The 16,943-nt window shown below is 59.2% G+C and carries 14 protein-coding genes; 8 read left to right on the top strand and 6 right to left on the bottom strand.

Going from position 1 to position 16,943, the window contains the following annotated elements; all coding sequences use genetic code 11:
* Positions 1–79 precede the first annotated feature (79 nt).
* The 3 genes from JAO77_RS08155 to JAO77_RS08145 all read left to right on the top strand — a co-directional run bounded on the left by JAO77_RS08155 (position 80) and on the right by JAO77_RS08145 (position 5,316).
* Entirely contained in the window at positions 80–3,700 is a 3,621-nt protein-coding gene (locus JAO77_RS08155) for a hybrid sensor histidine kinase/response regulator (RefSeq protein ID WP_198989844.1), read from the top strand.
* Between the two features lie 169 nt (positions 3,701–3,869).
* Entirely contained in the window at positions 3,870–4,637 is a 768-nt protein-coding gene (locus JAO77_RS08150; RefSeq protein ID WP_198989843.1) for a LytR/AlgR family response regulator transcription factor, read from the top strand.
* Positions 4,638–4,719: 82 nt separating this feature from the next.
* Positions 4,720–5,316: a PKD domain-containing protein gene (locus JAO77_RS08145; protein WP_198989842.1), complete on the top strand. Its 597-nt coding sequence runs from the start codon at positions 4,720–4,722 to the stop codon at positions 5,314–5,316.
* A 2-nt stretch (positions 5,317–5,318) separates the two neighbouring features.
* Here the strand turns inward: JAO77_RS08145 and JAO77_RS08140 are convergent, their stop codons facing one another.
* Positions 5,319–6,827, bottom strand: coding sequence for a hypothetical protein (locus JAO77_RS08140; RefSeq protein ID WP_198989841.1), 1,509 nt, complete (start codon positions 6,825–6,827; stop codon positions 5,319–5,321).
* A 379-nt stretch (positions 6,828–7,206) separates the two neighbouring features.
* Here JAO77_RS08140 and JAO77_RS08135 point away from each other — a divergent pair, with 379 nt between their 5' ends.
* The 5 genes from JAO77_RS08135 to JAO77_RS08115 all read left to right on the top strand — a co-directional run bounded on the left by JAO77_RS08135 (position 7,207) and on the right by JAO77_RS08115 (position 11,841).
* The gene (locus tag JAO77_RS08135) at positions 7,207–7,431 is read left to right on the top strand and encodes a hypothetical protein (RefSeq protein WP_198989840.1); all 225 of its coding nucleotides are present in this window, start codon (positions 7,207–7,209) and stop codon (positions 7,429–7,431) included.
* Positions 7,432–7,622: 191 nt separating this feature from the next.
* Positions 7,623–9,230, top strand: a complete 1,608-nt coding sequence (locus JAO77_RS08130) for an ABC transporter substrate-binding protein (protein WP_198989839.1) — start codon at positions 7,623–7,625, stop codon at positions 9,228–9,230.
* Complete coding sequence (locus tag JAO77_RS08125; RefSeq protein ID WP_198989838.1) at positions 9,227–10,300, top strand: ABC transporter permease subunit; 1,074 nt, start codon at positions 9,227–9,229, stop codon at positions 10,298–10,300. Before JAO77_RS08130 ends, JAO77_RS08125 begins: the two co-directional genes overlap by 4 nt.
* Complete coding sequence (locus tag JAO77_RS08120; RefSeq protein WP_198989837.1) at positions 10,297–11,286, top strand: ABC transporter permease; 990 nt, start codon at positions 10,297–10,299, stop codon at positions 11,284–11,286. Before JAO77_RS08125 ends, JAO77_RS08120 begins: the two co-directional genes overlap by 4 nt.
* Positions 11,287–11,637: 351 nt before the next feature.
* On the top strand, positions 11,638–11,841 hold the full coding sequence (locus JAO77_RS08115) for a hypothetical protein (RefSeq protein ID WP_198989836.1): 204 nt from the start codon (positions 11,638–11,640) through the stop codon (positions 11,839–11,841).
* 173 nt (positions 11,842–12,014) lie between these two features.
* Here the strand turns inward: JAO77_RS08115 and JAO77_RS08110 are convergent, their stop codons facing one another.
* The 5 genes from JAO77_RS08110 to JAO77_RS08090 all read right to left on the bottom strand — a co-directional run bounded on the left by JAO77_RS08110 (position 12,015) and on the right by JAO77_RS08090 (position 16,832).
* Positions 12,015–12,917 (bottom strand): SDR family oxidoreductase, encoded by a 903-nt coding sequence (locus JAO77_RS08110; protein WP_198989835.1) that lies wholly within the window; start codon positions 12,915–12,917, stop codon positions 12,015–12,017.
* A 35-nt stretch (positions 12,918–12,952) separates the two neighbouring features.
* A complete protein-coding gene (locus JAO77_RS08105; RefSeq protein ID WP_198989834.1) occupies positions 12,953–13,588 on the bottom strand; it encodes a peptidylprolyl isomerase in 636 nt (211 codons plus the stop codon).
* Between the two features lie 55 nt (positions 13,589–13,643).
* Positions 13,644–14,585, bottom strand: a complete 942-nt coding sequence (gene hemC, locus JAO77_RS08100) for a hydroxymethylbilane synthase (RefSeq protein ID WP_198989833.1) — start codon at positions 14,583–14,585, stop codon at positions 13,644–13,646.
* An 87-nt stretch (positions 14,586–14,672) separates the two neighbouring features.
* Complete coding sequence (locus tag JAO77_RS08095) at positions 14,673–15,608, bottom strand: DUF2279 domain-containing protein (RefSeq protein ID WP_198989832.1); 936 nt, start codon at positions 15,606–15,608, stop codon at positions 14,673–14,675.
* Between the two features lie 54 nt (positions 15,609–15,662).
* Positions 15,663–16,832 (bottom strand): DNA polymerase III subunit, encoded by a 1,170-nt coding sequence (locus tag JAO77_RS08090; RefSeq protein ID WP_213019353.1) that lies wholly within the window; start codon positions 16,830–16,832, stop codon positions 15,663–15,665.
* Positions 16,833–16,943 lie beyond the last annotated feature (111 nt).

Below are 16,943 nucleotides of genomic sequence, written 5' to 3'. Positions count from 1 at the left end.
CTCCCCGGCAGCTCGCCGCAGCACTTGGTTAATTTGCAGACCTAGATAAGATGGCTGGCAATAGGCCAGCGCCTGGCTCGTGCGCTTTTGTTCTGTATTCGTTGTACTTACTGCCCGTTTGCGCGGGTTGGTAGCGGGGTTGCTCCTGGTGTTGCTGGGCGGGCTGGTGCAGGCTGCGCCACTGCCTGCACCGCGCGCCTTTGTGCGCCAGTTTGGGCCCGCCGATGGCCTTAGCCAGCCGTTTATCTACTGCCTGCTCCAAGACCGGCAAGGCTACCTGTGGCTAGGTACTGCCGAGGGCTTGGTGCGGTACGATGGGGCGCGCTTCGTCACGCTCACCACTCAAGATGGCCTAGCCGAGAACTTTGTGACTGGCCTGTGGGAAGAGCCCGGCACCGGTCGCCTGTGGGTAGCCCACAACCAGGGTGGACGCTCGCTACGCACCACTCCAGGCGCCGCTTTCCAAGCCATAGCGGCTACGGCGGCCTTGCCTAGGGGCTGGCGCCCCCCGCCCCCTGGCCCACCGGCGGCCGACACGGCACGCCTGCGGGCCTACCTGCGCCGCTATCCTTTGCAGCTGCCCGCCGATGTTACCCCTAGGTGCCTGCTCGAAGACCGAGATGGTAACGCGTGGCTAGGCACCGCTGGCCAAGGCTTGTGGCGGCACAGCGACCGGTTTGCGACCCTAGTGCCCCTGCCTACCAACTACGCCGCGGAGGGCGCCACCCTGGCACCAACAGCCGGGGCGGCCCTTTGGGGCACGGCAGGCACACGCTTTTTTGTACTTGACAACCTAACACATACTGCTGCTGCCAGCGCCGGCAGCAGCAGTACGTTGGCAGCCCCGGTGCGTACCTTTTTGACCCGCCCAGCCGCCCTAGGTGGCGGCGTGTGGGAAGGCCGACGGCAAGGGGGCGTGTGGACGGCCGCTGCACCCGGCGCCCCAGCGGCCCATGTGCCGGGCTTGCCGCCAGGGCTAGCAGTAGCGGCCCTGGCCTACGCGCCAGGCTCGGGGCTGTGGGTGGGCACCGTGGCCGATGGCGTTTACTATCTGCCACTGTCGCCCACGGGGGTAGCCACGGTGCCGGCCGTGCATTTCACAACGGCTAATGGCTTGCTGCACAATCAGATTTATACGCTACTGGCCGACCGCACCGGTCGGGTGTGGATAGGCACGCACGGCACCGGCTTGTCGGCCTGGGAGCCAGGCAGCCGGCGCTTTCGGCACTATCGGGTGCACGCCAGCGGCCTGGCAGTCAACGCCCTCGCAGAAGATAACCTAGGTGCCATTTGGGTCGGCACTGAGGGCCAAGGGCTCTATTACTTGCCAAGGGGCGCCCGCCAGTTTTCGGCCTTAGGAGCGGGGTCGGCCGGCTCGCTCGACGACTACACCCTGGCTATGGTGCCCTTAGGTCAGCATTTGCTACTGGTGCACCCACAAGCGCTCACCTTGCTCAATACCCGCCAGCGCACGGGGCGGCCTATCCAGCTCCTAGCTCGGAATTTCTTGCCAGCCGCGGCAGTGCAGGGAGGGTACCAGCCCGCAGCCTGGGTTGCTACCCAGGCTGGCCTGCTGCGTCTTGATGTGCCTGCGCTGCTAACGTGGCTTGCCCACACGGCGGCTTCGCCCAGCCTGGCCCTCACAGGGGCAGAAGTAGACGGCGAAAGCCGCCTGCCCATGGCTATTGGCGAGCTTTCGGCGCAGCAGCACCGCGTTAGCTTCACTTTTCAGGGCTTGAGCTTGGCGGCGGGCGATGCACCGCTACTCTACCAATATCGGCTGCACGGTCTCTCTACCGACTGGAGCCGCCCCAGCCCAGCAGGCGAGGCCCAATTTGTGGGCCTGGGCGCGGGCCACTACACGCTCGATGTGCGAGCCCGCTACGCCAGCCCGGCCGCCACTGCCTGGAGCCCGGTAGTGAGCACGCGCTTCAGCATTGCTACGCCCTGGTGGCAGCGGCCCTGGGTGCTGGCTCTAGGGGGGCTGGCCGTGCTGGGCGCCGCCGTACTAGTAGTGCGAGGCCGTGAGCGCCTGCTGCGCCACCAGCGAGCCCAACTCGAGCGCACGGTGCGGCAGCGCACCAGCGAACTGCGCCAGAAAAACGCGCACATCGAGCAAATGAATGGGGAACTGCTGGTGGCCCGGGATGCGGCCGAGGCTTCGCGCCGAGCCAAAGCCCAATTTCTGGCCAATATGAGCCACGAAATCCGCACCCCGATGAACGCGGTCATTGGCCTCACCAACCTGCTCCAAAACACGCAGCCCACCCGCGAGCAGGCCGAGTACCTCACGGCCATCGGCTCATCGTCGCAGAACTTGCTGGTCATTCTCAATGATATTCTGGACTCCTCCAAAATGGAGGCCGGCAAGCTAACGCTGGAGCAAATTCCCTTCCGCCTGCCCGATGCCGTGCGCCGCCTCAGCACTATGTTTCGGTACGCGGCCGATAGCAAAGGCTTGCAGTTGCAAGTAGAAGTAGCGCCCAAAGTGCCCGCCGCCGTGCTCGGCGACCCCACTCGCCTGCAACAAGTACTGGTCAACCTAGTCAGCAATGCACTGAAATTCACGCGCCAGGGCAGCGTTACGGTGCACGTAAGCTTGGGTATTCCGCCTGCCCCCGACGCCGAGCACGTGGCCTTGCGCTTTGCGGTGCAAGACACTGGAATTGGCATTGCTGCTACGAAGCTCAATGCCATTTTTGAGGATTTTTCGCAGGCCAATGCCAGCACCACGCGCGAGTTTGGGGGCACGGGCCTAGGCTTGAGTATTGCTCGCAACCTCGTGCAGCTACACGGCGGCCAACTGAACGTGCGCAGTATCGAGGGAGTAGGCTCAGAGTTCTTTTTTGAGCTCACTTATCCGATTGCCGATGCCACGCTGGCGCAGCCTGAGGTGCACGCCGGCCCACTGCCAGCTTTCGAGCCAGCACTGCGTGTGCTGGTAGCCGAAGACAACGAGCTAAACCAGCTAGTGGCTCGCAAAACCCTAGAAAACTGGAACGTGCAGGTGGTTATTGCTACCAATGGGCGCCTGGCTGTGGAGCAGGCTACCCAGGCCACCGAGCCCTTCGACGCCGTGCTGATGGATGTGCAAATGCCTGAGCTCGATGGCTACGCCGCCACCCGCGCCCTGCGCGAGTTCTTTCCCGACGAGCGCCGCCTGCCCATCATTGGCCTCACGGCCTCGGTACTACCTGAAGACCGTGGCCTCGCCCTGGCCGCCGGCATGAATGATACCCTCGCCAAGCCCTTCGACCCCGCCCTGCTGCACGCCCGGCTCGCGTACTTCACCGGCCGGCAGGTCACCACCCCTACCGATACCGAAGTGCCACCAGCTAACCTAGGCGAACCTGTTACTGCCCCACCGGCCACGCTGCGCCCCGACTGGCAGCTGCTCGAGGAGTTGGCCTGTGGCAATGAAGCCTTTATCAAGCAGATTATCAATACTTTTTTAAAGGAAGCGCCCGTGTTGGAGGAAGTACTGACCGCCGCTTTTCCCGATGATGATGCCAAGGTGGCCCAAGTAGCGCACAAGCTCAAGGGGCAGGTAGCCTATTTTGGCGTACCAGTGCTTCATACGCAGCTAGATGAGCTGGAGCGCAGTGCCCGCCGCCACGATTGCCAGCACTGCGAGCCGCTGCTGCTTGCCATTCGGCAGCAACTAGGGCAGCTATACCCGCATTTAGAAGAGCGTGCTTAACCGGGTATAGGTATCTTTTTCTTTTACGACAGCTAGTGAACTCTACATCATACCTTCATTTAATTTTCGTAAAAGATTGCTCCTTTTTTAGCTAATGCGCAGCCCCCCTTATTAAATTTATACAATTTTTCGCTCTTACCTGCCCTCCGTTATAAACCATCCACCTGTTATGGCTACTCCGCTACCAGACCCTATCACTTCCCTCCCGCCTTTGCGCTGCTTGGTGGTAGATGACGACCCACTATCGGTGCAAATAGTATTAAACTGCATCGCTAACACGCCCTTTCTGCAAGCCGTTGGCTCGTGCACCAGTGGCATTGAAGCCGCTGAGGTACTGCGTACTCAGACGCAGCCCATCGACGTGCTTTTTCTGGATATCGAAATGCCCTTGATGTCGGGCCTTGAGTTGCTACGCCTGCAGCCCGAGCTACCTCAAGTGGTGCTTATTACCAGCAGTGACCACTACGCGGTGCAAGCGTTTGAATTCGCAGTTGCGGACTATCTGCTCAAGCCTTTGTCCTATCCGCGCTTTCTACAAGCTGCGCATAAGGTGCTCGAAAACATCACGGCCGAGCGCACGGCCGAAGCCGATGGGCTCAGCCCAGTGCCCACTTCGGCAACAGAGCCTGACTTTACGTTTGTGAAGATGGACACGAAGCTGGTGCGGGTAGATTTTCGGGAGGTGCAGTACGTAGAGGCCCTAGGTGACTATGTGCACATCGTCACGACTCAAAGCAAGCTGATAGTGTACAGCACCATGCGCGCCATCGAGGAAAAATTTCCTCCCTCGCAGTTTTTGCGCGTCCACCGCTCCTTCATTGCCAACATCAACTGCATTCAGGCCCTGGAAGATAACTCATTGCTAATCAAAGACAAATACATTCCTGTGGGGCAAACGTACCTGCGCAATGTCTTGCAGCGCCTCAATCGCCTCTAACGACGCCTGTGTCGACAGCTTTACTTTGCCTGCCCGCTGGCCAAGTTAGGACCTTGGTGGGCGGGCTCTTTTCGTTCTAGGTATGCATTTTTCTCGTGTTTTGGCAGGTGCGGTAGTTTTGGCGGTTGGCACCGGGCAAGCTGCCCGGGCCCAATCGGCCGCGGCTGACTGTGGCCCCCCTCTACTACCGCAGCTGTGCGTCGATTTCGACGCAAGCCGCTCCGTCGATGCTGCTGCTGGCAACCTACTCTATCGGTGGCGCATGGGCGATAGCACCACGCTGACTGGCCTCACCATCAACCACTGCTATAAGCGCCGCGCCCGCTACCAAGTAGTACTTGATGTACTGGTGCCTGCAACGGGTGAAGTACGCCGGGCCGAAAAAACCTTTGAGGTAGACCTGGTCACGCAGCCAGTTATCAATTTTAGCTTTCCGACAACTACGGTGCACGCAGGCCAGGCCATCACCTTCGATGCCTTGGATTCGGGCCTGCCTACGTGCCAGAACATTGCCTACATCTGGGACTTTCGCGACGGCACCACCCAGCAAGGGCATCGCATCGAGCACACTTTTCGCCGGGCGGGCCGCTACGCGGTACGCCTTAGTCTACGCGGCTACGGCCCCGGCGACTGTGCCGACAGCCACTGCGCCACCCAGGAAGTAGTAGTGGTGCCCTAGGGCTACTCCGGCGCCCCGCTTCGCAAGATGTCCAGTACCAGCGTCCAGATTTGCTCATAAGGAATAATCTCAATTTCGGCATCGGCTTCGCCCACCATGGGGGCTTGGCTCAGCTGTGCCACTAGGTTCTGGCCTCGCTTTTCTAAGGCGGCGGGGTTAAACTCACCATCGGGCAACAGTAGCAACAGGCGCAGCAGCAGGCGGCTGCGTAGAGTAGCCGCATCGCGCAGGTGGCGCTGCTGGTACTTGCGCAGGCGCTCGAGGCGCGCCAGCACGGGCTCCAGCGACCGCTGCCGCAGGTAGTGTAGCAGCTGAAAAACGAGGATAGCCACGTTGTAGCCCCGTTTGTCGCGCGAGTATTCGGGCACCGTCAGCGCGGCGTAGATAGCTAGCTGATTGCGCCGGCGCAGCGGTATCTTATCTGGCGGCTGCACAAACTCTACGTAGGCTTGTAGCAGGCCCCACCGCTCTTGTGCCGCGGGCCGCTGCTTCGAGAGCGAAGGGTTTTTATGCACCGTATGCAGTAGGAGCAGTGCTTTGTCGTATTCGCCGGCGTGCAGCGCAAGCAGAATATAGTGCTCGTAGTAATAGAACCAGTTATTGGAGGTAGGGTGCAGGTTGGCGGCGTATTCTTCGGCCAGCTTTAGCCCGGCCGTGTACTGGCGCCCCCGCAAGTGGGCGTACACACTCATAAACTGATTAAACCGCTGGTCGAAACGCCGCTCGTTTAGCTTGCCTTTGCGCAGCATCTGCGTAGCGGCTGTGGTAGAGCGTATTATTTCGCTATAATCTCCGGCCAATCCTGCTTGCACCAGGCGTAGTCGGTAGAGCGTTAGGAAAGTGGTAAACGTCTTAGCCTTCTGGTGTAGTTGCTGGGCCTTCTCCAAGTGGGCAGCCATTTTGGGCAGCAAGGCCTGGCGCACTGCCACGGGCCGCCTCATCGTGAGGCTAATTTGCGTGGCTAATTCTTCGGATTCGTGCTCATAAGCCAGGATTTGACGCAGCTTATGCAGCTTTTTAGTGGCGGCGGTATACTTATGCTGCTGCCGCTGCCCCGCATATAGGGTACAGAGGCGGTGGCAGGCCTGCTCGGCATAGTTAGTAAACTCCCCCTTTTCGGCGGCCCGCAAACAACGCCTCAGCAGCCGCTCACTGAGCACATACTCCCCTTCCAGGTACAGGATAGTTACTTTATGCAGCAGGTCGAGGCACTCTAATTCGTAGCGGCGAGCGACGAAAAGGCGCGTATCGGAGTGGTCGAGGAAAAAAAGGTGGTTTAATAGCTTGTCCTGTACCCTGACACGTAGTCGCAGAAAAGCCGTTTGGTTGGCACTAGTGTGCTTGCCATAGAGTTGTTTAACGAGACCTAGGGACGTTACATTTACATCTGCTGCTAGCAGCGTAGCCAGTTGTACTTCTTTGCCTGGCTGCCGGCCGTTCAAGTCGAGCAAGGGCTCATTTTTGAGGCGGCGCAATGTCACAATTCGGGCCAAATTTGCGACTTCCTTCATGGGAAAAGCGTGCTAGTGAGCTTGGAACGCATTATTGCGTGCTTTATGACCTTAAAAGTAACACGCAAAAAAAGAAGTAATATGTCCTTGCTAGCACCAAGCCCAAACAGGAATTTTGTAATATGGACAAGTGTGATTTCTTTAACGAAGCGATGTCACAATTTCCACTTTTTTTTGCAAAAATTTAGTTATACTGTTGCGCTTTTATAACAGTCAATCACATACATTTGTGGCTCTGCCTATAATGAGTTATAAAAAATCTAATTTAAAACATTGTCTTATTTTCAATAAGACTGTCCTTTAGAGAGGCTCTCGGGTATCGGAATTTTGTCACAGTTAATCACCGCAGCAAATTCATAACCCTTTCAACATCTCTACCATGTTTGACCTCTTTATCATCGCCCTGATTCAATTCGCCACTTTGACCGGCGATGCACCTGCTACCAAAATCGGCGGCAGCGGCTGGGAAAACGACGCTACTTCGACCCAAATTGGTGGCAGCGGCTGGGAAAACGACGCCACTTCGACCAAAATCGGCGGCAGCGGCTGGGAGAACGACGCTACCTCGCGCAAAATCGGTGGCAGCGGTTGGGAGAACGACTAAGCTTCCGTTAGCCGATAGTTTATTAACTTGCTGGTGTTGCTATTTCACCGCGTAGTTAAATGAAATATTTTTGGTTTGGATGGTTGCTAGCGACTAGCATTAGCTCGTGTTCCTTACCAGCTGATAAGCAAGCAAATAGCACGGTACGTATTCGCTGGAATCGCGACCCAGAGAGCTTATCACCGCTGACCTTGCCTAACCAAAATGCAGTTGACGCTGCTACGCTCCTTCACTGTAGCCTGCTGCAAGTCGACTTATCAACCGGGACTTATGCGCCGGCACTTGCCGACTCGTTGCCCCGGATGCAGCTCCTAGGTGACTCGCTCACGCACTTGCGTTATCAACTGCGCCACGCCGCAGCGTGGGACAACGGCCGCCCGGTGCTGGCTACTGATGTAGCCTTTACGCTGAAGCTCATTTTTTGCCCCGGCTTACCCAATGAAAAAGCTCGGACGCAACTTGGGTTTATCCGCGACATTAAGCTTGACCCAACCAACCCCCGGCATTTTACGCTGGTGTGCCGAGGCCAGGCGCCAGAATTCGGCTTCGAATCGGGTGAATTCCCTATCCTAGCAGAAGATGCGCTCGACTCTAAGCATAGCCTACGCCAGTTTTCATTGGCTAGCGTGGCCACTGCCAACACTGCCGAGCCCACACTAGCCGCTCTTGCAGCTCGCTACCAGCAAGCCGACCTAGAGGACCATTCTGGACGCTTGCCTGGCTGCGGCCCTTATAAATTGGCAGCGTGGAAAAAAAACCAGTATCTGACTTTTGAGCGCAAAACGCACTGGTGGGCCGACAGCTTGCGTCCGGCGCCACTTGTGCTGCAAGCCAAGCCAACTAAGCTGCACTTCAGCATCATTAAGGATGATGCTACGGCGACCCTGGCGCTACGGCGCCACGAGCTAGATGTACTGCCTCAGGCATCGGCCCGCGATTTTAAACGCCTGCAAGCATTAGCAGCTACTCAGCAACGTTTCGCGTTTTATACTACTACTTCTTACGAAGTCGTCACGGCTGGCTTCAACACGCGCCGCCCTCTTCTACGCGACTCGCTGACGCGCCAGGCGCTGAGCAGGCTGTTTGACCCTGCTCGGCTGCTGCAAGCGACCCAGCTGGGCCAGGGCCAGCGCACGGTGGGCCTGGTGCACCCCAACGACCATCGTTACTACGCCAGCAACCTGCCCCTGCTCGCGTATGACTTGCCTCAAGCCCAGGTGCTACTGCAGCGTGCAGGCTGGCAGCACCGGCCTACAGGCTGGACGCGACCAGCCGCCAAAGGCCAGTCCGAGCACTTGGCATTGGCCCTGCGCTACCGCGCCGAAGACCCCGTGTTTCAGACTATTGCGCTCCAATTTAAGGCTGCTGCTACGCAGCTTAACATCCCCGTAGAGCTGCGGCCTACCGAAAGTTCGTTGCTGACGACTGCCCTCCGCGAGGGTGACTTTGACATGTATGTACGCATCCAAAAAGGCAACCCGTTTGCCTTTAACTACGCGTCTATGCTGCATTCGCGCAACGTTCAGGAGGGAAATTTCTCGAAGTTCGGAACGCCTGCTACCGACCGGCTCATCGAGGCAGTGGCGACGGCCGAAACGCCGGCTCAGAAGCGCCAGTTGCTACAACGCTTTCAGGTAATGTTGCAGCAGCAAGCACCGCTGGTACCCCTGTTCTTCTTGCCCTACCGCCTCGTAACCGACCGGCGCCTCCAGAACGTATATCCGTCGGCAATTAAGCCTGGCTACAGTGCGCCGACCATGACGTGGACTGATGCGGCCCCTGTACTGGCGCAGCAATGAGGCTATTAGGGCGCTGGCTAGCGGCGCAGGTAGGGCGAGCGTTCTTGGCCGCCTGGGCTATTGCCTCCTTAGTATTTTTATTGAGCCGGCTAGATGCTGCCAAAGCTACCGACCTACTGCTTGGTGAAACCGATAACCTAGGCACCGCCGTGCTGCGGGCCGATGCGGATACTATTCAGCATCAAGCTCGCCAGGCTATTGAGCAGCGCCTGGGGCTTGCGGAGCCTCTGTTCTACACCACGCGCACGCAGCAGGCCGGGACCGTCAGCTGGCACTGGCACGGCCTACATAACCAATATCATCGGTGGCTTGTGGGGCTGCTGCACGGCCACCTAGGGCTTTCCTTTCGCGATGGCCAGCCCATTGGGCCGCGCTGGCGCGCTGCGCTGGCTTACACTATACCACTCACATTCTTAGCCCTTTTAGGGGCTATTGTGGGGGCGCTGCTCGTAGGGCTGGTGCTGGCCGACGGGCCACAGGCTGCACTTTCGGGCTGGCGCGCTGGGCTGCACACATTGCTAACGGGCCTACAGGGCCTGCCGCTGTTTGCACTGGCCCTAGGGCTGCTTTTTGCCTTCGCCAACCCCGATATGCTCAATATCTTACCGGCCTATGCGGGCTCGCCTGATGATGAGGAACTGTGGGGCCAGCGCGCCCTCCGGCTGGTGCTGCCGGTGCTGGCGCTGGTGCTGGCTGTGCTACCCGAGTTAGCGCTGCTGCTGGCCCACACACTTCGCCACGAGCTAAGTACTGGCTACGCCACTACCGCTCGCGCCAAGGGCTTAAGCAATGGCAAGTTGCTACGAAGGCACGCCCTGCCAAACGCCATTTTACCGCTGCTCACCGCGTTGGCGGGCTTGCTGCCCGCACTGGTGGCCGGCGCCGTGGTAGTCGAAACAATTTTTGCGCTGCCTGGCACTGGCCGCCTGTTGGCCGAGGCGGTAGCGATGCACGACTACCCCGTAGTCGTGGCGGGTGTGCTCTTTACGGCCCTGGCCCGCCTACTTGCATTAGCCTTGGCCGATGCCCTGTATGCTTGGGCCGACCCGCGCATTCGCCTAGTACCATGAGTCTCGCCTTTTTTCATGCCCGCCCAGTTGGCTTCTGGCTTGGAATGGGCTGGCTGCTGCTAGTGCTGAGTGCCGGCCTGCTGGCACCGTGGCTGCCCCTGGCATTTTTGCCGGCTGTGCCCGACTTGCAGCACGTGGCCGAAGCGCCTAGTTGGGCCGCCAGCCCTGCGCACTGGCTGGGCACTGACACACAAGGCCGCGATGTACTAACTGAACTGGTATATGGCGCTCGGCAGGTAGTTAGCAGTAGTTTACCCGCGGCATTATTGGCCACACTAGTAGGAGCGCTGGCCGGAGGGGCCGCAGGCTTTTGGGGCAATAAGGGGCTGCGGCTGCCCTGGGCCGTCTGGCTTGCCGGGGTAGCAGTGGGCTGGTGGGCCCTGGCGCTACCCGGCCGGTGGCCCTGCTCGCTGGCACTAGCGGGCGGGGCGGGACTGGCTTGGTGGCGCCGCCGCTCGCGCACCGCTAAGCCCACCGGTTGGCCATTGCCTCTCGATGCGATGTTCCAAAGTGCGCTCACGCTGCTGAGCGCCGTACCACGATTGGTACTGGTACTAGTTTTTGCGGCTGGCCCTGCCCTAGGCACCCCGCAGCTGGTGGTGCTGCTGGTACTAGTGGCCTGGCCCGAAGCGGCTAGCCAGGTAAGGACACAAATGCTGCGCGTGCGCGAGCTACCCTTTGTGGAAGCAGCGCGGGCAGCCGGCCTGCCTACCTGGCGGGTGTGGTATCGACACGCGCTGCCGCATGCGTGCCGACCGCTGCTGGCCACCGCGCCGCTCAGCCTGGCGGGGCTCATCGGCTTAGAAAGTACGCTGGCCTTTCTGGGGGTTGGGCGCCCCCCCGATGTGCCTAGCTGGGGAAACCTGCTCGGCACCCTGCAGCAGGAACCGGGTGCCTGGTGGCTACTAGCGAGCGCAGGCGGCGCGCTGGTTCTGACGCTACTGGCCTTGCAGCAGCTGGCGCAGCAGTTCGGCCAGCGTGCTTAAAGCCACTTTTTGTATGCGATTCGGGTCGAAAAACATGCGTCTTCAGGCTCGACTGATGTCGCGTTTTTGTTCTTTTCTTGACAAAATAGCCTATCGTTTAATTGCACCTGATACTCATTATCCGGCCATAAACATGCTATTTTTGTGCACGTTAATAGCATTAACTGCAGCGCTAGCCAAAAATATTTTGTTCTTTTATATGATTTTTACCTGCCTACATTAAGCATCCTCGATGTCGTAGAAAAAACAGGTTTGTCCTTTAGTTGGCTTTCGCAACGCCCTAAAATTGTATTAGAATTTGAGTCCCCACTTATGGACTACTTGTTCTACTGCCTTATTTCTGCCGTTGCCATGAGCACTACTTTTTGTTTCAACCAAGCATTATCGCCAGCCAGTGGCCTCGTGGAGGATTGCTCCTACCTCTCAGCCGAGCGCGATTTCATGACGCCCGACGGCCGCTTGGTGCCGCGTGCCCTTGGTGAAGCGGCCCTGCGCCAGCGCACTGCGCTGCTGGTTGGCGGGCTGCTCGTGGGCTTCTGGCCCTCTCAACTTTGATTATCAGCGCGCTGGCACGCTAGCCAGCGCGTTTGCCACCTACTTTATCGTTATCCCAGGTGGTCTATACAGCGTCCAGTATAGTGTGTCCTTTTATTAAAAAGCGGAAGGTTTATAGCTGAAAAACCCGTTGGCTCTGCCAGCGGGTTTTTTTCTTGCCTTCCTAGGTGCCCCTACTCGCTTTGCTGCGCCAGCAGGGCGATACCCTGGGCAAAGCTGCGTGGCTGGTAGCCCAGCTCACGCTCGGCCTTCTCAATAATAAACCCTGTGCGGGGCGGGCGCCGGGCCGGCTGCGTGAAAGTAGAGGCATCGACCTGTTCTATTAGCGTGGCATCGAGGTCATAAAAGGAGGCCACCTGCTGCGCCATTTGGTAGGGCGTTAGCAGCTCGCGCCCACTGAGGTGGTAGATACCCTGGGCGCTGTGGCGGGCCAGCAGCCAGCAGCCCAAGGCTAGGTCTTCGGCCAAGGTGGGGGTGCGCCACTGGTCAGCTACCACCTTTATCTTCTGCTGCTTACGAAGCGAGTCGCGCACCCACAGCACGATGTTGCTGCGCCCACCGCCGTGCACGGTGCCGTATACCAGCACGGTGCGGGCAATGGCCCAGCGCAGGTCAGGTGTGGCCTGCACGATGCGCTCGGCAGCCAGCTTGCTTTCGCCGTAGTGGCTGATGGGGTCCGGCACGGCGTCTTCGGCCAGCGGCCCAGCCGAGCCGTTGAAAATGAAATCGGTGCTAAGATGCGTCAGGTGAATACCTAGGTCGGCGCACGTGCTGGCTAGGTACTCTACGGCCGTTACGTTCTGCGTCCAGCAAGCGGCTTGGTTGAGTTCGCATTCGTCTACCTGCGTCATGGCGGCCGTGTGGATAACGTGCGTGGACTGCTCTTGCACCAGCACCTGGCGCACCTGCGCGGCATCGGCTACGTCAAGAGGCACGAAGCGCAGGTCCGGGTAGAGGTCGGCCAGCCGATTGGCGCCGCGGGCGGTGGCCACCACGGCCACCTGGGGCTGCTGGCGCAACAGAGCCACCAGCTTTTGGCCCAGCAAGCCATTGGAACCGGTTATCAAAATTTTCATGAGCATAGGAGGACCTAGGGTGGCCCGAACTGGGCTTAGTAGGCGTAACCGTAGAGCTGCGTGATTTTCTTTTTGCGGAGCCGCTCCACCTTCATCGTCATCTTCAGGTCGGTGAGCGGGCGGTCGCGGCCATCTTTGGGCAAGGCCGCTATTTTATCAATAACCTCTTGGCCCTGAATAACCTGCCCGAACACCGTGTATTGGCCGTCCAGAAAATGCGTGCCCTGGTGGTTTTCTACTAAGTAAAACTGGCTGCTGCTGCTGGCACGCTGCGGATTCACGAAGTCGCCCTGCCGGGCGGCGGCTACGGCGCCGTAGTCGTGCTTGTGCCCGGCGGCAAGCTCTGCCGGAATCGTCGGCTCGTTGGCCGGGCCCTGGCCATCGTTGTTGGGGTCGCTATCCTTCGAGTTAGGGTCGCCGCCTTGCACCATAAACTGCGGAATGACGCGGTGAAACGTAGTGCCGTTGTAAAAGCCCGCCTTGGCTTTGCGTAAGAAATTGGCCCGGTGTAGGGGCGTATCGCCGAACAAAATCAGCCGAATATCACCTAGACTGGTTGTGATAGTCACCACCTCGTCTTTCTTGCTCTTAAGCACTGGCTTGCTCGCCCACGCAGGCAAGCTGAGTAGCCAACAGACTGCCAGCAATGAGCGGAAGAAGTACTTATTCATAGCTAAATAAAACAAGGTCAGTCTTTTCCTCAGTAAATCTAACGTACGCCGATAGCTATAGCTCGCCCCGCTGCTCGCGGATGCTGGCCAGAATGGCGGTGCCGCCATGGCCCAGCACTTGCTCGGCCACAGCCATGCCAAGGCCCTCGGCCTGAGCAGCGGGGGCCATCTGGGTAAAGTCAATGTATTCTTCGCCGCTTAGGCTGATGAGGCCACCGTGCAGCGTGATGTCACCCGTTTCGGAGAGAGTGGCAAGCGCGAAAGATGGAATGCTGCAACCACCTTCCATGGTGCGCAAAAAGGCGCGCTCGGCTAGCAGGCAGCGGTGCGTGGCCGGGTGGTCTAGAGCCTGGATGATTCTTTCTTTTAAGTCCTTGTCGAGAAACCGCGAGCTTTCGACCGCGATACTACCCTGGCCCACGGGCGGCACAAACTGGTCGGTGGGCAGCACGTGCCGGATGAGACCGTCGTAGCCCATGCGGTGTACGCCGGCGTAGGCCAGCACTAGGGCATCGTATTGGCCCTCTTCGAGCTTACGCAGGCGGGTTTGGAGGTTGCCGCGGGCCTCGGCGGTGGTGGCCTGCGGGTAGAAGCGGCGCAGCAATGCCCGGCGGCGGGTGCTGCTGGTACCCAGCACGATGCCCGGCTTAGTGATATCAAAATCCTCCTTAAAGCTGATAACTACATCGTTGACTTGCTCGCGCTCTAAAAAAGCCAGCAGCTCCAGGTCGGGCGGAATGGTGCTTTGCACGTCCTTGGCCGAATGGATGGCGAGGTGCGTGTCGCCGCGACGCAGGCTTTCTTCCAGCTCTTCAGTGAAGACGCCCTTTGCGCCAATTTTGGCCAGCGAGCGGTCGAGTACTTGGTCGCCAGTGGTTTGCATGGGCACGATTTCGGTGGGCAGGCCGGCTTGGTTGAGCAGGCTGGCTACGTGCTCGGTTTGCCAGAGGGCGAGGCGGGAGGCCCGGGTGGCGAGGCGGATAGGACTATCAGACATACGAAGTGCAAGGCGAGCGGACCGGGTAGCAAGGAGTGGCTAAGCGACGCGCCTGAACAAAAGCAAACACGGCGCCCCGCTCAAAGGTTAGTCTTTGGGTAATAACAAAGGATGAACGCGGAGCCCGTGCACCGGATTGTACTCCAGCGACGGCGCGGGAATTTTGAAGAACTGGCCAGCGCTTATCAGCGGCTGGGCACCGCTGGTGCGCAGGCCCGGCAACTGCGCCAGCGTTATGTCGGGCGAAAGGTAAAACTGCCGGTAGCGCCGGAATTTCACTTCATTACCAGCGGCATCGAAGTAAGGCGGGTTGGCGTGGCCGCCCGTCATGCCGCTGGCGCTATAGCCTAGGTCGAGGTTGAGCCACCGCGGAAACGACGGCCCCACCGGCAGCACCGACGCCATATTGAACGACAGCCAGTATTGCTGGCCGTTGTAGTCTTTCAGCATCTGGTTACCAGCGTGGTGACCGAGCAGGTTGGGCCGATAGGCGGGGTAAATGCTCTGGCGCCAGCCGTAGCGCAAGCTAGCTTTTTGCTCGCCAAAGCCGTACTGCTGGCCCATAAAGAGCGCCACCCCCGTAAGGTTGGCCGCCATATCGCCTTTTGAAAAGCCCCAGCCTTCGGAGCGCCCGTCAAACACCTCAATGGTAGTTTGGTAGAGCAGCGCAATGAGGCCGCCCGTGAGTACCGCCGCCCGCTCGTTGACCCCGCTCCAGCGAAACAGCTCGTACTCGCCGCGGCTGATGGCGTAGCTCGTGGTAGCGTGGCCAATCTTGTCCATTTGCAGCCACTCGCCGTTGTCGTTGAAGCTGTGAAACGGCACGCGCTTCGTATACCAGGTTTTGCCTAAGAAGTAGGTAGTCAAGGCGTACACTATCGCCGTGCCTGCTACCACCCCGATGAAGCGACCTTGGTGAATGCCAGTGTCGGCGGGGTACCTAGGGTCGGGACCAACCACCTGCGCCCGCACAGTGCCTAGGTTCAGGCTGATGAGTAGCAAGGTGGCAAGGGAGCGGCGCATGGCGCAAAGGTCGGCAAAAAGTAGTGTGGACTTTGCAGTTTGCCCCACAGCCTGCTACGCGCGGCGTAGCTGCTGGCCCATGCGCAGCGACGCATCCACGAACACCATGCGCGGGTTGGCATTGCGCTCGATGTGGTAGTGGGCGGTATTTAGCTCCTCAGTAAGCTGGTCGGCGTTGCGCGGCGTCACAAATTTGCTGAACCCTTGCACAAACTGCTGCTCGCCGCTGGCCAGGTGGGGCACCAGCTGCGGGTCGAGACCGAAAAGCAACACCCGGCGCAGCAGTCCCAGCGAGAAGCTGAGCTGCTCCTTCTGGTTTTCGCGGCCCATCTTCTGAAATTCATCGGCCAGCGCCATCACCTCGGTCATTTTGAGGCCGTAACACTTGCGCATCCATTTGATGAAGAAGTCGGCGTAGTCGTGGTCGGCGCTTTTCTCGCGGCTGGCAATGGCGGCCCCTAGGTTGCCCTCGGCGAGTTGGGCTACTTGGCGCGCTTTTACTTCGGGCACGTGGTAGTGCTCGGCAACATAGGCGGCAATATCGTCTTCCGAAAAAGGACGCACCGCCACCGGCTGCACCCGGCTCAGAATGGTGGGCAGCAGCCGCTCGGGCTCGTGGCTGACCAACAGAAAAATAGTAGCGGGCGGCGGCTCTTCCAGCAGCTTGAGCACGGCGTTGGCGGCCGCGGGGTGCATCAGCTCGGGCAGCCAGATGATAACGATTTTAAATTTAGCCTCAAAAGCCTTGAGCGAAATTAGCTTGAGTAGCGAGCCAGCTTCCTCCTTCGAGATGCTCCCCTGCTTGTTCTCGGCCCCGATGTGCTGCATCCAATCGTTGAAGCCCTGGTAAGGGTTCTCGGCCAAGAAGGTGCGCCACTCGGCCGCGAACTTGGCGCTCGTGGCATCCTTAGGTACCGATTTGGTGGTGGTAGTAGGTAGGATGAAGTTGAGGTCGGGATGCGCGAGCTTACCCATTTTCAGGCACGCCGGGCAATGGCCGCAGCTATCGGCAGCATCAGCAGTACGGTCTTCGCAGTTGAGATACTGCGCGTAGGCCAAAGCCAAGGCCAGCGCGGCTGAGCCTTCGCTGCCCCGGAAGAGCTGGGCATGCGCCACGTGCCCGCGCTGCACCGACTGGCGCAGGACTTCTTTAAGGGCAAGCTGGTTGGGGATGTCTTGAAACTGCACGAAAACTATAGTAGCTCTGAGTTGGACGTCAGACAAAAGATAAAGCTTTTTTATTCTGTCATGCAGAGGCAGGAAGCATCTTAAGTTCTGTAGTACTTAGCGGTCAAGCAACTAGGATAAAGAGACACTACCTTATACCAGCCCTAT

Origin of the sequence: Hymenobacter sp. BT559 (assembly GCF_016427535.1) — a bacterium.
GTDB lineage: Bacteria > Bacteroidota > Bacteroidia > Cytophagales > Hymenobacteraceae > Hymenobacter.
The sequence above is the reverse complement of the archived record's forward strand: the minus strand, read 5'-3'. Positions and strand labels throughout refer to the sequence as shown.

Excerpts from the sequence above, each read along its gene's own strand:
- JAO77_RS08150 (WP_198989843.1), top strand. The coding sequence starts at position 3,870 with ATGGCTACTCCGCTACCAGACCCTATCACTTCCCTCCCGCCTTTGCGC.
- JAO77_RS08145 (WP_198989842.1), top strand. The coding sequence starts at position 4,720 with ATGCATTTTTCTCGTGTTTTGGCAGGTGCGGTAGTTTTGGCGGTTGGC.
- JAO77_RS08140 (WP_198989841.1), bottom strand. The coding sequence starts at position 6,827 with ATGAAGGAAGTCGCAAATTTGGCCCGAATTGTGACATTGCGCCGCCTC.
- JAO77_RS08135 (WP_198989840.1), top strand. The coding sequence starts at position 7,207 with ATGTTTGACCTCTTTATCATCGCCCTGATTCAATTCGCCACTTTGACC.
- JAO77_RS08125 (WP_198989838.1), top strand. The coding sequence starts at position 9,227 with ATGAGGCTATTAGGGCGCTGGCTAGCGGCGCAGGTAGGGCGAGCGTTC.
- JAO77_RS08120 (WP_198989837.1), top strand. The coding sequence starts at position 10,297 with ATGAGTCTCGCCTTTTTTCATGCCCGCCCAGTTGGCTTCTGGCTTGGA.
- JAO77_RS08115 (WP_198989836.1), top strand. The coding sequence starts at position 11,638 with ATGAGCACTACTTTTTGTTTCAACCAAGCATTATCGCCAGCCAGTGGC.
- JAO77_RS08110 (WP_198989835.1), bottom strand. The coding sequence starts at position 12,917 with ATGAAAATTTTGATAACCGGTTCCAATGGCTTGCTGGGCCAAAAGCTG.
- JAO77_RS08105 (WP_198989834.1), bottom strand. The coding sequence starts at position 13,588 with ATGAATAAGTACTTCTTCCGCTCATTGCTGGCAGTCTGTTGGCTACTC.
- hemC (WP_198989833.1), bottom strand. The coding sequence starts at position 14,585 with ATGTCTGATAGTCCTATCCGCCTCGCCACCCGGGCCTCCCGCCTCGCC.
- JAO77_RS08095 (WP_198989832.1), bottom strand. The coding sequence starts at position 15,608 with ATGCGCCGCTCCCTTGCCACCTTGCTACTCATCAGCCTGAACCTAGGC.